The following is a 13,203-nucleotide window of genomic DNA, read 5'->3' on the forward strand; positions in this document are numbered from 1 at the left end:
GAGAACAAAAAGCGGGCAATGGGGGGCGTGAAACGGAAAGCAACGAGCGCGGTTTTACGGCGTGCGGCGGGAGGAAGCGACGGCCTTGAAGCGCGCTGCGTGGCAGTGACAACGCGCTGCGGGCCGTCGCTTTCCCTGCCATGCAGCATAATGAGAACGTCACGCCAATTCAATAAAATGAAACGGTGTTTCGTTTATTTTGCGGTGCGGATCCCTTTTATGCCGCAGAGCGGCAAACCCAGGGCGCCGGTGGCCGGCGCCGCAGAATCAGGCAAAGTGGGCAGGGGTGAGCTGTTCGAGGGTCTCCAACTGGTGATCCGCCAGCGCCCAGCGCGGGTCGTGGCGGTATTCGGCGGCCGGGATCACGATGGAACGCATGCGCGCGGCCTTGGTGGCGATCATGCCGTTAAAGGAATCTTCCAGCGTGATGCAGCGCAGCGGATCGCTGCCCAGGCGTTCGGCGGCGATCAGGTAGACCTCCGGATGCGGTTTGCTGTACGGCAGGTATTCGGCGGAAACCAATTGATCGAAGTAGCCTTCAAGATCGAACATCTTCAGCACCTGCCGTTGCATGTGCAGCGGCGAGGCGGAGGCGAGACCGATGTTCAGTCCCTGGCTGCGGCACAGCTCCAGCGCCTGCTGAACGCCCGGCAGCAGCGGGCGCGTCTCGTGCACCAGCTCGATGGCGCGCTCGATAATCCGCGCCGACACCTCTTCAAGCGTAACCCCTTGCCACGGCATCGCCTGGTACCACATTTTCACCACCAGATCGATGCGCAGCCCCAGCGTGTCCGGCAGCTTGTGACGGTCGGACAGATCCAGGCCCAGCGCGCCGAAGATATCCAGCTCGGCCTGCAGCCACAGCGGTTCCGAGTCGATCAACAAGCCGTCCATATCAAAAATTGCGGTTTCAATGCGTTGCGAATAAGCCATTAACGGTTAACTCCTGCCGGCGCGGGTGAATGTGCCCGACACTTTATCATCGCCGGTGACGAGACTAAAACCTTTGCCTGCGCGTTTGGCTTTTGCCAAAACGCAGGATATTCCACACCTCGCGCAGCTTTAGCCACCAACGTTGGTGCTGGCGCTCGGAAACCTGTTGCAACATGCGCGCATAGTCCAGCACCAACCCCGGCGTCCAGGTCATGCTTTCTCCGCGGCTGCGCAGTACTGCCAGCATCCACAGGTTGGGATCCAGCACCAGCAGCAGAAAACGGCGCCACAGATGTTTATCGCCCAGCACGCCTTCCAGCGCGCTGTCGAGCGCGCCGATGACAGTGGTGGAGCAGTTGCGCCGGGTCAGATTGTAGGTGGCGTCCTGCCGATAACGCAGCCAGAATGCGCGCAGCGCCGCCGGGTTATAGCGGTAGAATTGAATTTTCTTGTCCGGTGGGCACCAACTGGCGATCTCGCCCGCCAGGTCGGGCAGGAAACGCCCGTCGACGTTGTTCTGTTCGCCCGCATGCAGCAACTGACGGAAATCCTGAACGGAATGGCTGATGTCGTTGAGCGGGTAGTGGCTGATATACACGTCCGGCGCGAGCGCCAGGGCGGCGTGACCGGTGGAGATATTGCCGCCGCCGTCGACCGCCGCGATGTATCGGTCGACGATGTAACGCCGGCGCGGATCTTTAGCCGCACCAATCGGTGTCCAGACATACACCGTGAGCGGCGCAGTCTCATCCTCCGGGTGCGGTGGCTGCCCCGCGGGGTTCTGATTCAGAGAGAAGTTTGTCAGTCTGCGGGCGATACGCAATAAAGCCCAGCCGGAAAGCACCATCATCACGCCGAGGCAAAAGGGCACCGTCATCCGATGCGGCGCCGGCCAGCCGACAAAAATCATCAACGAAAGCAGGATCTCGCCGCCGCCCGCCAGCGCCACGCCTTTCCATCGACTGTGTTGAATCACCGTGGAGGAGGCGATGCGCACGGCGCCGTCAAGCAGCAGCGCGCTGCCAAACACCACGGTGGCGACGATGTTATCGTCTGCGGGCACGTCCAACGTTAAAAAGGCCATAAACACGAAGCCCAGCCCCTTCAGCAGCACCGGCCTGCTGGCCGAAGAGCCGATCACCAGCGCGGCGGATATCGCCACCAGTCCCTCCAGCGCCAGGATGACCGCCAGCGCATCCAGCGCCAGCACGGACCGGCCATCCTGCAGTATGTCGAACAGCATCAGCGCCCCTGCGGCTATCCACAGCCAACCGAACAGCACCAGCAGGCGGCGCTGGCCGTGCAGCGCCTGCGAGCCCAGCAATAAGATAATCAGTCGAATCATGGCGGCCTCTGGCTAAACGGATAACGTTATCTCTTCAATGATAGTGCCCGGATGGCGTTAAGCAGTTGATTTCGGCGAATTCGGCTAAGCTTGTAGCACAGCGGGAATGAAGAAAACGGTGGGCGAGTTTCGCCAACTGCAGGTAGACTTAGCCGATTCGGTTACGTCGCTAACAAGGGGAACACATGACGTATCAACAGGCCGGGCGTATCGCCATTTTGAAACGCATTCTCGGATGGGTGGTTTTTATCCCGGCGTTGCTGTCGACGCTGATTTCCGTGCTGGGCTTTATCTATCAGCACAGTGAAAAAACCAAGGGCATCAACGCAGTGATGCTGGATTTTGTCCACGTGATGGTGGACATGGTGCGTTTCAATACGCCGTTCCTGAACCTTTTCTGGTACAACTCGCCGGTGCCGGACGTGGATAAAAGCCTGTTCAGCGGCGCCAATTTGATGTTCATCATCATCTATATATTGATCTTCGTCGGGCTGGCATTGCAGGCTTCCGGCGCGCGCATGTCGCGCCAGGTCAAGTTCATTCGCGAAGGGCTGGAAGATCAGATGATCCTGGAGCAGGCCAAGGGCAGCGAAGGGCACACGCGTCAGCAACTGGAGGAACGCATCACGCTGCCGCACCACACCATTTTCCTGCAGTACTTTCCACTGTACATCCTGCCGATTGTGATTGCGGTGATCGCCTGGTTCGTGATCCGCCTGTTGGGGCAGTTGGCCGGCGCGGCCTGAACCATGGACGGGGCGCCGAGCGGCGCCCCGGAACGTTATGACGCTTCCGGCTGCAACAGCGCCTCCACCGCACGTTGCGCAGCCACCAAATGCTGGCCGCCGAACAGGTTGCTGCGGTTGAGCAGGTAGTACAGCTGATACAGCGGCTGGCGCTCGATAAACCCGGCCCCCAGCGGCCACACGCTCTGATAGCCGTCGTAGATCTGCGGCGGCAGCTCCGGATACAGTGGCAGCATCGCCAAATCGCACTCTCGGTCGCCCCAGTAGCTGGCCGGATCGAACAGTATCGGCCCGTGGGCGGTCATCGCGCAGTTGCCCGGCCACAGGTTGCCGTGCAGCAGGGAAGGCTGCGGCTGGTGGTGCTGCAAGCGCAGATACACCCGATCGACGATGTCGTCGATGTCGCCGAAGGTCATGCCTTTTTCCGCCGCCAGCTGCAGCTGCCAGCCGATGCGCTGCTCGGCGAAGAATTCCGACCAGCGGCGTTGCCAGGCGTTGGGTTGCGGGGTGGTGGTCAGATCGCTGTCGAAGTCGAGACCGAACTGCGGTTGCTCGCTCCACTGGTGCAAATGCGCCAGCTGTTGGCCCAGGCAGTAGGCGCCGTGAGCGTCGAGGGGTTTCAGCTGCTGATACTCCAGCAGCAGGAAGCTGTAGTCGCGATCGCTGCCGACGCCGTACACTTCCGGCACCCGCACGCTTTTGCTGCGCGCCAGCAACGCCAGCTGATCGGCCTCGGCGGTGAATATCGGCAGTTGTTCACGGGCGTCGCATTTCACGAACACCTCGTTGTCACCGTAACTCACGCGCCACGCCGGGTGAATGTCGCCCCCGGGCAGTTCAATCCTTTCGCGTATCTCTGCGCTGCCAAGATGTTCACTTAACAGACGGCTAACGGCTTGCCACATGGTATTTCCCCCTCTGTGCTGCCTGATAATTCATTAGGTTAGCGTCTTTCCCGTGGTGAAAACACGACGCGGCGCACAGCCGGCGTCAAAGGCGGCGATTTTTTCAGCGCCTCACCAGCTCAAAGTATATACCCTATTGATTAATTTAAGCGCAATACCGGTTGCAACTTGATGACAACGGAACGGATAAGCGAGGGGAGGATAAGATGCGGCGGAGAGCGCCGCCGCATCAGAGGAGGGCGTTTAACGGTCGCTCAAGGCGGTTTGGTTACGCTGTAACGGACGCAATTTACTGTACAACAAGGCGATAACGAACAGCGCGGCCTGTACGATGACGATGCAGGGGCCGGTGGCGCCGTCGATGTGGAAGCTGATCAGGGTGCCGAGCACGCAGGAGAACACCGACACCACCGTCGCCACCATCAGCATGCGGTCGAAGCGGCGGCACAGCATAAAGGCGATGATGCCGGGGGCGATCAGCATGGCGATCACCAGGATCACCCCCACGGCCTGCAGCGAGGCGACGATGGTCATCGCCAGCAGGCACAGTAATCCGTAGTGCAGCAGCTTGACCGGCAGGCCAATCACCCGCGCATGGTGCGGATCGAAGCAGTACAGCATGAAGTCTTTGCGCTTGAGCAGCACCACCGCCAGGGTGATGCCGGCGATCAGCAGGGTTTGCTTCAGTTCGCCGTCGGTAATGCCCAGCATGTTGCCGAACAGAATGTGGCTCAGGTGCTGGTCGGTATCGATGCGCGAGAACAGCACCAGGCCGAAGGCGAACATGCCGGAAAAGACGATGCCCATCACCGTGTCCTCTTTCACCCGGCTGTTCTCTTTCAGGTAGCCGGTGGCTACCGCGCAAAAGATGCCGGAGAGGAAGGCGCCGATCGCCAGCGGGATGCCGACCACGAACGCCACTACGATGCCGGGCAAGACGGCGTGCGAGATGGCGTCGCCCATCAGCGACCAGCCCTTGAGCACCAGATAGCAGGAGAGCACGGCGCACACCACGCCGGTAACGATGGCTGCGACGATCGCCCGCTGCATGAACGGGTAGGCGAAGGGTTCGCTGAGCAGTTGATACAGGGTGTCCATCAGCGGCCTCCGGTTTGCGAATGTGCCACGCGGCGCCGGGATGCCAGCAGGCCGTGTTTCGGCGCGAAGAAGAACGCCGCCAGGAATACCAGCGTTTGCAGGGTGACGATCACGCCGCCGGTGGCGCCGTCGAGGAAGAAACTCAGGTAGGCGCCGATGCCGCTGGTCAATGCGCCGATGATGATGGCGATGATCACCAGCCGGCTGAAGCGATCGGTCAGCAGGTAGGCGGTGGCGCCCGGGGTGATCACCATGGCGATCACCAAAATGGCGCCGACGGTTTGCAGCGCGGCGACGGTGCAGGCGCTGAGCAGGGTGAAGAACAGGATCTTCAGCTTCAGCGGCGACAGGCCGATCGACACCGCGTGGCTTTCGTCGAAGAACACCGCCAGCAGATCTTTCCACACCAGGCACAGGATCAGCAGCGAAACGCCGATGATGATTTCCACCTGCAGCACGTCTTCGTCGGCGATGCCGAGGATATTGCCGAAGATGATCGACTGTACGTTGACCGAGGTGGGGTTGAGCGACACGATCAGCAGGCCGACGGCGAAGAAGGTGGAGAAGATAAAGCCGATGATGGCGTCTTCGCGCAGCCGGGTGATGTGGCGCACCAGCGTCATCGCCAGCGCCGCCAGCATGCCGGTGAAGAAGGCACCGGCGGCGTAGGGCAGGCCGAGGGCGTAGGCGCCGGCCACGCCGGGCACCACCGAGTGCGACAGCGCATCGCCCATCAGCGACCACCCTTTCAGCATCAGGTAGGCGGACAGGAACGCGCAGGCGGCGCCGACGATGGCGCTGACCCAGATGGCCTTCACCATGTAGTTGTAACTGAAAGGTTGCAGCAGAAGGTCCAGCATCAGGATTGTTTCTCCCTGGCCTGGCTGTTGGCCGGCGGATCGCTTTTGGTGTGGCCGTAGAACACCGCCGGGCGTTCATCGTCGGTCAACACCGTGACGGTGCGCGGATCGTTGTCGTCGTGCAGATCCGGGCCGGAAAGGTTGATATGGCGCAGCACGCCGCCGAACGCCTGCTCCAGGTTGCTCTGGGTGAAGGTGGTCTCGGTCGGGCCAGCGGCCAGCACCGTGCGGTTGATGAGGATCACCCGATCGCAAAACTCCGGCACGCTGCCGAGGTTGTGGGTGGAGACCAAAATGAGATGGCCCTCGTCGCGCAGCGCGCGCAGCAGCTCGATAATCGCATTCTCGGTTTTCACATCCACGCCGGTGAAAGGCTCATCCAGCAGCAGCACCGTGCCCTGTTGCGCCAGCGCGCGCGCCAGAAATACGCGCTTCTTCTGGCCGCCGGACAGCTCGCCGATCTGCCGGCCGCGCAGCTCGCTCAGGCCGACGCGCTCCAGCGCCTTGTCGACCCGCAACCTGTCCTCACGTGACGGAATGCGCAGGAAGTTCATCTTGCCGTAGCGGCCCATCATTACCACGTCCTCCACCAGCACCGGGAAGTTCCAGTCGACGTCTTCGGTCTGCGGCACGTAGGCGATCAGGTTTTTTTTCAGCGCGTCCGCCACCGGCTTGTCGCTCAGCGACACCTGGCCAGCGGTGGGTCTGACCAGGCCCATGATGCTTTTGAACAGCGTCGATTTGCCGCTGCCGTTGACGCCGACCAATGCGCAGATCGAACCGCCGCTCAGGGTGAAGCTGGCGTTGTGAATGGCGGTATGCCCGTTGTTGTAGGTTACGGTGACGTCGTCCACGTTCAATTCAGGGCGGACAAACGGTTCATGGGTCATTGATCGAATCCTTTGGCGATGGTTTGCACGGTGGTGTTAAGCAGGTCGATGTAGGTCGGCACCGGGCCATCGCGGGTGGACAGCGAGTCCACGTACAGCACGCCGCCGTATTTGGCGCCGGTTTCTTTCGCCACCTGCCTGGCCGGCTTGTCGGAAATGGTGCTCTCGCTGAACACCACCGGGATATGGTGGGTGCGCACGGCGTCGATCACCCGGCGCACCTGCTGCGGCGAGCCTTGCTCATCGGCGTTGATCGGCCACAGATAAACCTCTTTCAACTGATAGTCCTGCGCCAGGTAGCTGAAGGCACCTTCACTGGTCACCAGCCAGCGCTGTGCGGCCGGAATGCGCGCCAGGCGTTCGCGCAGCGGGGTGTCCAGCGCGCCGATTTTCTCTGCGTAGGCCTTGGCATTGCGGTTATAGGTTTCCGCATTGGCCGGATCGTGCTCCACCAGCGCCTTGCGGATATTCTCGATATACACCAGCGCGTTGCTTGGCGACATCCAGGCATGCGGGTTCGGGTTGCCGTTATAGGGCCCTTCGCGGATCGGCAGCGGGGTAATGCCTTCGGTGACTACCGCCGCCGGCACCTGTTTGATGTTTTCGAAGAAACGCTGGAACCAGCGCTCCAGGTTCATGCCGTTCCACAGGATCAGGTCGGCGTGCTGTGCCTTGACGATGTCGCGCGGAGTCGGTTGATAGTCGTGGATCTCGGCGCCCGGCTTGGTGATGGATTCCACCACGGCGGCGTCACCGGCCACGTTCTGGGCGATATCCTGAATGATGGTGAAGGTGGTCACCACGCGCAGCTTTTTTTCCGCCAGCGCGTTTTGGCTGACCAAGGCGGCGCCGAGCAGCAGGCAGGCGAGCGTGAAAGGGCGTAACAATGCGGCAGAGCGGGAAGGGCGACTGCGACGAAAAGCGCAACTTATCAATGGCATGATGACGTCTCCTGGTTCAAATGAAAATGATTATCAATATCAATTGAAGCGAAGTCAAGCGCCACTTGCCCACCGCCGGCGGGGTATTTCTCCAACTGAAAAAATAATACCGTCCGGGGAGTTATAGCATTTTATGTATCAGTATGTAACCGCTGAAGGTAGTCCTCACAGCTGCATATCGCCACCTCCGGCTGTTTTCCCAATGCCAACTGCCCGAACCCCTGCGCCAGGCGCAGTACATCCTCTTGATCCAGCACGGTTATGAACGCAAAACTGTTGCTGCCGAGTTCGTGGTGAACGCCATTTTCGTCTGTCACCGACGTGACAAAACCCTCTCGCGTCAATTGCCCGGTCAGCTTCGCCAGGTCGGTTAATCCCTCTTCCTGATAGCGAAAAGTCACCACAAAGCAGCTTGTTGCAGATTGACTCATAAATCACCTCTTGGTATATGGATAGCTTGAGATTAGCCCAAAAAATTACTGCAGGTGTCCTTACAAGTTGTATATGCTACGCAACTCATTGAAAGGAGTGAGGGATTCTGTGAAAACAAAAATAGGTTGCCTTACGGCAATTTTACTTTTGTCGGGGTGCGCCAAAGACCCGCAAACGGCAAGCAATATTTCAGGCAGTGGCACAACGCGCGGCGGTTGGTTAAAACCCCCTCCGCAGGCACCGGTAAACCGCACGGGCACCCCGGTTGCTTATAACGATTACATTCGTCAGGCGGCCAGCAACTATGGCGTTGACGAAACGCTGATTAAAGCGATTATTCAGGTGGAGTCCGGGTTTAACCCGAACGTGGTCAGCACCTCGAACGCAGTGGGATTGATGCAGCTTAAGGCTTCTACCGCCGGCCGCGACGCCTATCGCATGAAGGGACGAAGCGGGCAACCCAGCTCGCGTGAGCTGAAGGATCCGGCGGTCAATATTGATCTGGGAACGGCCTATATCAATATTCTTCAAAGCCAGCAGCTAGCCGGAATCAACAACCCACAGACTTTACGTTACGCCACCATCGTTTCGTACGTGAACGGGGCGGGCGCCATGTTGCGCACCTTCTCCTCGGACAAGCGCGTGGCGGTCAATCGCATCAATCAGATGAGCCCGGATGAGTTTTATCAGCACATCCAGAAAAAGCACCCGGCACCGCAGGCGCCGCGCTATTTGTGGAAGGTGACCACCGCCTACCAGGCGATGTCGCAGTAATCCTCTCTTTTGTCGAATCGGCCGCTGAACGCGGCCGATTTTGTTTTCGGCACCGTTCCAGCGCGCGACCCACCTCTCATTTTTCGTTATTTCCTCACCGCTTATCGGAAAAACCGCACAAAAAGTTAAATTTACGTTAGCAGATAAATCTTTACGTTCATTCAATAAGTTACCGGTAACATTTTTGCTTTTGTACGCATTCTGACCTTCAATAAATATACAAATAAGTAACAAATTATTTTAAAAACCCGTATCGATCGCAAGGTTGCGGTTAAATAGTTGTGACTATCTTTGGATGGAATGTGACATGTCGAATCATAAAACCAACAATTCGCGGCGCGATTTCTTGTTGAAATCGATGACCTTAATTCCTGCGGCGGTAATTGGTGGCAGCGGCGTTGGCGCGCTGACGGCACCGACACCGGCGGTCGCAGCCTCGAACACCTCAACGCAGAACGATTACCAACCGACCTTTTTCACCCCGGAAGAGTGGGCCTTCATCAAGGCCGCCGTCGCGCGCCTGATCCCGGCCGACGATCGCGGCCCCGGCGCGCTGGAAGCCGGCGTGCCGGAGTTTATCGATCGTCAGATGAACACCCCGTATGCCACCGGCTCCATCTGGTACATGCAGGGGCCGTTCAACCCCGATGTGCCGAAGGAGATGGGCTATCAGTTGCCGCTGGTGCCCAAGCAAATCTACAACCTCGGCATCGCAGACGCCGACGCCTACAGCAAGAAAACCGCCGGCAAGCCCTTCGCCGAACTGGATGGCGCGCAGCAGGACGCTCTGCTGCAAAAGTTCGAGTCCGGCGAGGCGGAGTTCCAGCAACTGCCGTCGAAACTGTTCTTCTCCTATCTGCTGCAAAACACCCGCGAAGGTTTCTTCAGCGATCCTATCCATGGCGGCAACAAAGACATGGTGGGTTGGAAGCTGATTAATTTTCCGGGCGCGCGCGCCGATTTTATGGACTGGGTTGAGCGAGGGGAGCGTTATCCCTTCCCGCCGGTCTCGATTCGTGGGGAGAGGGGCTAACCATGGCAACGGTAATGAAAAAAGTAGATGCGGTGATCGTCGGCTTCGGCTGGGTGGGCGCGATCATGGCCAAAGAGCTGACCGAGGCCGGCCTCAACGTGGTGGCGCTGGAGCGCGGCCCGATGCGCGACACCTATCCGGACGGTTCTTACCCGCAGGTGATCGACGAGCTGACCTATAACATTCGGCGCAAGCTGTTCCAGGATCTGTCGAAAAGCACCGTCACCATTCGCCATAACAGCAGCCAGACCGCGGTGCCTTACCGCCAGCTGGCGGCGTTCCTGCCGGGCACCGGCGTCGGCGGCGCCGGCCTGCACTGGTCGGGCGTGCATTTCCGCGTCGATCCGATCGAACTGCGCATGCGCAGCCATTATGAAGAGCGTTACGGCAAAAACTTCATTCCGAAGGACATGACCATCCAGGACTTCGGCGTGACTTACGACGAGCTGGAGCCGTTCTTCGACAAGGCGGAGAAAGTGTTCGGCACCTCCGGCACCGCCTGGACCATCAAAGGGCAGAAAGTGGCGCAGAAGGGCGGTAACCGCTTTGCGCCGGATCGCTCCGACGACTTCCCGCTGCCGGCGCAGAAAAATACCTACTCCGCTCAGCTGTTCGAGAAAGCGGCGCTGGAGGTGGGTTACCACCCTTACAACCTGCCGTCCGCCAACACCTCGGATTCTTACACCAACCCGTACGGCGCGCAGATGGGCCCGTGCAACTTCTGCGGTTTCTGCAGCGGCTACGCCTGCTACATGTATTCCAAGGCCTCGCCGAACGTCAACATCTTGCCGGCGCTGCGCATGGAGAAACGCTTCGAGCTGCGCACCAACGCCAACGTGCTGAAGGTCAACCTGACCGACGACAAATCCCGCGCCACCGGCGTGAACTACGTCGATGCGCAGGGCCGCGAGATTGAACAGCCGGCCGATCTGGTGATCCTGGGCGCGTTCCAGTTCCACAACGTGCACCTGATGCTGCTGTCCGGCATCGGCAAGCCTTACGATCCGGTGACCGGCGAAGGCGTGGTCGGGCGCAACTTCGCCTACCAGAACATGACCACCATCAAGGCGTTCTTTGATAAAGACGTGTTCACCAACCCGTTCATCGGCGCCGGCGGCAACGGCGTGGGCGTGGATGACTTCAACGCCGACAACTTCGATCACGCCAAAGAAGGCTTCGTCGGCGGTTCGCCGTTCTGGGTCAACCAGGCGGGCACCAAGCCGATCTCCGGCCTGCCGACCCCGCCGGGCACCCCGGCCTGGGGCAGCAAGTGGAAAGCGGCGGTGGCGGATGCCTACACCCATCACGTCTCGATGGACGCCCACGGCGCGCACCAGTCGTACCGCAACAACTATCTGGATCTCGATCCCAACTACAAGAACGTGTTCGGCCAGCCGCTGCTGCGCATGACGTTCGACTGGCAGGAAAACGACATCAAGATGGCGCAGTTCATGTACGACAAGATGGCGCCGATCGCCAAGGCGATGAACCCGAAACTGATCGCCGGCAGCCCGAAAAACGCCAACAGCCACTTCGACACCACCAGCTACCAGACTACCCACATGAACGGCGGTGCGGTGATGGGGGAAGATCCGAAGACCAGCGCGGTCAACCGCTATCTGCAGAGCTGGGACGTGCACAACGTGTTCTCGATCGGCGCATCGGCCTTCCCGCAAGGGCTGGGCTACAACCCGACCGGCACCGTGGCGGCGCTGGCTTACTGGTCTGCCCGCGCCATTCGCGAGCAGTATCTGAAAAACCCAGGCCCATTGGTGCAGGCATAAGGACGGCGAACGATGAAAGCATTTGTACCGGCACTGGTTCTCAGTGCAGTGAGTTTTTCCGTTTGGGCGCAGGACGCCACCGTCAGCAGCGAGCTGATCAAGCGCGGCGAGTACCTGGCGCGCGCCGGTGACTGCGTGGCCTGCCATACCGATGGCAAGAACGGCAAAACCTTCGCCGGCGGCCTGGCGATGGAGACGCCGATCGGCACCATCTACTCGACCAACATCACGCCGGACAAGAAAACCGGCATCGGCGATTACAGCTTCGAGGATTTCGACAACGCGGTGCGTAAGGGCGTAGCCAAAAACGGCAGCACCCTGTACCCGGCGATGCCGTACCCGTCGTTCGCGCTGGTGAAAGAGGACGACATGCGCGCCATGTATGCCTATTTCATGCACGGCGTGCAGCCGGTGGAACAGGCCAACAAGGACTCCGACATCCCGTGGCCGCTGTCGATGCGCTGGCCGCTGAGCATCTGGCGCGGCATGTTTGCGCCGTCGCCGGCGGACTTCGTTGCCGACGCCAAGGCCGATCCGGTGATTGAACGCGGACGCTACCTGGTGGAAGGCCTGGGCCACTGTGGCGCTTGCCATACCCCGCGCAGCATCACCATGCAGGAAAAAGCGTTGAGCAACAGCGAAAGCGACGACTACCTGTCCGGCAGCAATGCGCCGATCGACGGGTGGGTGGCTTCCAGCCTGCGCGGCGACCGCAAGGATGGCCTGGGCAGCTGGAGCGAAGCCGAGCTGACCGAGTTCCTGAAAACCGGCCGTAACGACAAGGCGATCGTGTTCGGCGGCATGAGCGACGTTGTGGAGCACAGCCTGCAATACCTGAGCGACGACGATCTGACCGCCATCGCGCGCTACCTGAAATCGCTGCCGCCGAAAGACGGCAAGCAGCAGGCGGCGCCGGTCGAAGACAGCGTGGCCAAGGATCTGTGGCGTGGCGATGACAGCAAGCCTGGCGCGGCGCTGTATGTCGATAACTGCGCGGCCTGCCATCGCACCGACGGCGTGGGCTACAAGCGCGCCTTCCCGTCGCTGAGGGGCAATCCGGTGGTGCAGACCGAGGACGCGACTTCGCTGATCCACATCGTGCTGACCGGCAACACTACGCCGGCGGTGCAGGGGGCGGTATCCAACATCACCATGCCGCCGTTTGGCTGGCGTCTGAACGATCAGCAGGTGGCGGACGTGGTGAACTTCATCCGCTCGAGCTGGGGCAACAGCGCCAAACCGGTGAGCGCTTCCGACGTGGCCGACGTGCGTAAAGACCGCTCGATGATCCGCGACGAGAAGGAGATGGGCAGCGCCGAGGTGCCGGACCATCCGGACGCGAAGAAATAAACCGCTCAAGGGCTCCGCAAGGGGCCCTTAGTTTTTACTGAGTGCGCCGTTTTTTTCAGCACATTGTGTTCGCAAATCGTTCATTCAGCCGATAAAACATAGACCCGCAGCG

General features: G+C 60.1%; 13 protein-coding genes. 5 read left to right on the forward strand and 8 right to left on the reverse strand.

Annotated features, from left to right (window positions below):
* Positions 1-267: 267 nt before the first annotated feature.
* Both hxpB and ACJ8PN_RS06480 read right to left on the reverse strand, forming a co-directional pair.
* On the reverse strand, positions 268-933 hold the full coding sequence (gene hxpB / locus ACJ8PN_RS06475; protein WP_048323136.1) for a hexitol phosphatase HxpB: 666 nt from the start codon (positions 931-933) through the stop codon (positions 268-270).
* Between the two features lie 64 nt (positions 934-997).
* Positions 998-2,278: an HdeD family acid-resistance protein gene (locus ACJ8PN_RS06480; RefSeq protein WP_442534727.1), complete on the reverse strand. Its 1,281-nt coding sequence runs from the start codon at positions 2,276-2,278 to the stop codon at positions 998-1,000.
* Positions 2,279-2,463: 185 nt separating this feature from the next.
* Here ACJ8PN_RS06480 and ACJ8PN_RS06485 point away from each other — a divergent pair, with 185 nt between their 5' ends.
* On the forward strand, positions 2,464-3,024 hold the full coding sequence (locus tag ACJ8PN_RS06485) for a YniB family protein (protein WP_004931453.1): 561 nt from the start codon (positions 2,464-2,466) through the stop codon (positions 3,022-3,024).
* Between the two features lie 35 nt (positions 3,025-3,059).
* On the opposite strand, the gene ACJ8PN_RS06490 is transcribed toward ACJ8PN_RS06485, so the two are convergent.
* The 6 genes from ACJ8PN_RS06490 to ghoS form a co-directional block, all read right to left on the reverse strand.
* Positions 3,060-3,929, reverse strand: coding sequence for a fructosamine kinase family protein (locus ACJ8PN_RS06490; protein WP_004931452.1), 870 nt, complete (start codon positions 3,927-3,929; stop codon positions 3,060-3,062).
* A 243-nt stretch (positions 3,930-4,172) separates the two neighbouring features.
* On the reverse strand, positions 4,173-5,027 hold the full coding sequence (locus ACJ8PN_RS06495) for a metal ABC transporter permease (RefSeq protein WP_004931450.1): 855 nt from the start codon (positions 5,025-5,027) through the stop codon (positions 4,173-4,175).
* Positions 5,027-5,887 carry an iron/manganese ABC transporter permease subunit YfeC gene (gene yfeC, locus ACJ8PN_RS06500; RefSeq protein WP_015377686.1) on the reverse strand — a complete coding sequence of 287 codons (861 nt, stop codon included), beginning with the start codon at positions 5,885-5,887 and terminating at the stop codon, positions 5,027-5,029. Before yfeC ends, ACJ8PN_RS06495 begins: the two co-directional genes overlap by 1 nt.
* On the reverse strand, positions 5,887-6,777 hold the full coding sequence (locus ACJ8PN_RS06505) for a manganese/iron ABC transporter ATP-binding protein (protein WP_004931446.1): 891 nt from the start codon (positions 6,775-6,777) through the stop codon (positions 5,887-5,889). The genes yfeC and ACJ8PN_RS06505 overlap by 1 nt, the downstream gene beginning before the upstream one ends.
* Positions 6,774-7,718 (reverse strand): metal ABC transporter substrate-binding protein, encoded by a 945-nt coding sequence (locus tag ACJ8PN_RS06510; RefSeq protein ID WP_442534728.1) that lies wholly within the window; start codon positions 7,716-7,718, stop codon positions 6,774-6,776. Before ACJ8PN_RS06510 ends, ACJ8PN_RS06505 begins: the two co-directional genes overlap by 4 nt.
* A gap of 131 nt (positions 7,719-7,849) precedes the next feature.
* Positions 7,850-8,149: a type V toxin-antitoxin system endoribonuclease antitoxin GhoS gene (ghoS, locus tag ACJ8PN_RS06515; RefSeq protein WP_015377688.1), complete on the reverse strand. Its 300-nt coding sequence runs from the start codon at positions 8,147-8,149 to the stop codon at positions 7,850-7,852.
* A gap of 109 nt (positions 8,150-8,258) precedes the next feature.
* Here ghoS and ACJ8PN_RS06520 point away from each other — a divergent pair, with 109 nt between their 5' ends.
* The 4 genes from ACJ8PN_RS06520 (at position 8,259) to ACJ8PN_RS06535 (ending at position 13,091) form a co-directional block, all read left to right on the forward strand.
* Positions 8,259-8,924, forward strand: coding sequence for a transglycosylase SLT domain-containing protein (locus ACJ8PN_RS06520; protein WP_004931439.1), 666 nt, complete (start codon positions 8,259-8,261; stop codon positions 8,922-8,924).
* 307 nt (positions 8,925-9,231) lie between these two features.
* Positions 9,232-9,957, forward strand: coding sequence for a gluconate 2-dehydrogenase subunit 3 family protein (locus ACJ8PN_RS06525; RefSeq protein ID WP_046898519.1), 726 nt, complete (start codon positions 9,232-9,234; stop codon positions 9,955-9,957).
* Positions 9,958-9,959: 2 nt separating this feature from the next.
* Positions 9,960-11,741, forward strand: coding sequence for a GMC family oxidoreductase (locus ACJ8PN_RS06530; RefSeq protein WP_004931432.1), 1,782 nt, complete (start codon positions 9,960-9,962; stop codon positions 11,739-11,741).
* Between the two features lie 12 nt (positions 11,742-11,753).
* The gene (locus ACJ8PN_RS06535) at positions 11,754-13,091 is read left to right on the forward strand and encodes a c-type cytochrome (protein ID WP_442534729.1); all 1,338 of its coding nucleotides are present in this window, start codon (positions 11,754-11,756) and stop codon (positions 13,089-13,091) included.
* The last annotated feature ends 112 nt before the right edge of the window (positions 13,092-13,203 follow it).

Source organism: Serratia sp. CY76391 (assembly GCF_052166695.1).
Lineage (GTDB): Bacteria > Pseudomonadota > Gammaproteobacteria > Enterobacterales > Enterobacteriaceae > Serratia > Serratia nematodiphila.

Bases quoted from the DNA above. Each gene is read 5' to 3' on its own strand.
- ACJ8PN_RS06490 (WP_004931452.1), bottom strand. From the start codon at position 3,929: ATGTGGCAAGCCGTTAGCCGTCTGTTAAGTGAACATCTTGGCAGCGCA.
- ACJ8PN_RS06480 (WP_442534727.1), bottom strand. From the start codon at position 2,278: ATGATTCGACTGATTATCTTATTGCTGGGCTCGCAGGCGCTGCACGGC.
- yfeC (WP_015377686.1), bottom strand. From the start codon at position 5,887: ATGCTGGACCTTCTGCTGCAACCTTTCAGTTACAACTACATGGTGAAG.
- ACJ8PN_RS06495 (WP_004931450.1), bottom strand. From the start codon at position 5,027: ATGGACACCCTGTATCAACTGCTCAGCGAACCCTTCGCCTACCCGTTC.
- ACJ8PN_RS06510 (WP_442534728.1), bottom strand. From the start codon at position 7,718: ATGCCATTGATAAGTTGCGCTTTTCGTCGCAGTCGCCCTTCCCGCTCT.
- ACJ8PN_RS06505 (WP_004931446.1), bottom strand. From the start codon at position 6,777: ATGACCCATGAACCGTTTGTCCGCCCTGAATTGAACGTGGACGACGTC.
- ACJ8PN_RS06525 (WP_046898519.1), top strand. From the start codon at position 9,232: ATGTCGAATCATAAAACCAACAATTCGCGGCGCGATTTCTTGTTGAAA.
- ACJ8PN_RS06530 (WP_004931432.1), top strand. From the start codon at position 9,960: ATGGCAACGGTAATGAAAAAAGTAGATGCGGTGATCGTCGGCTTCGGC.
- ACJ8PN_RS06535 (WP_442534729.1), top strand. From the start codon at position 11,754: ATGAAAGCATTTGTACCGGCACTGGTTCTCAGTGCAGTGAGTTTTTCC.
- ghoS (WP_015377688.1), bottom strand. From the start codon at position 8,149: ATGAGTCAATCTGCAACAAGCTGCTTTGTGGTGACTTTTCGCTATCAG.
- ACJ8PN_RS06485 (WP_004931453.1), top strand. From the start codon at position 2,464: ATGACGTATCAACAGGCCGGGCGTATCGCCATTTTGAAACGCATTCTC.
- hxpB (WP_048323136.1), bottom strand. From the start codon at position 933: ATGGCTTATTCGCAACGCATTGAAACCGCAATTTTTGATATGGACGGC.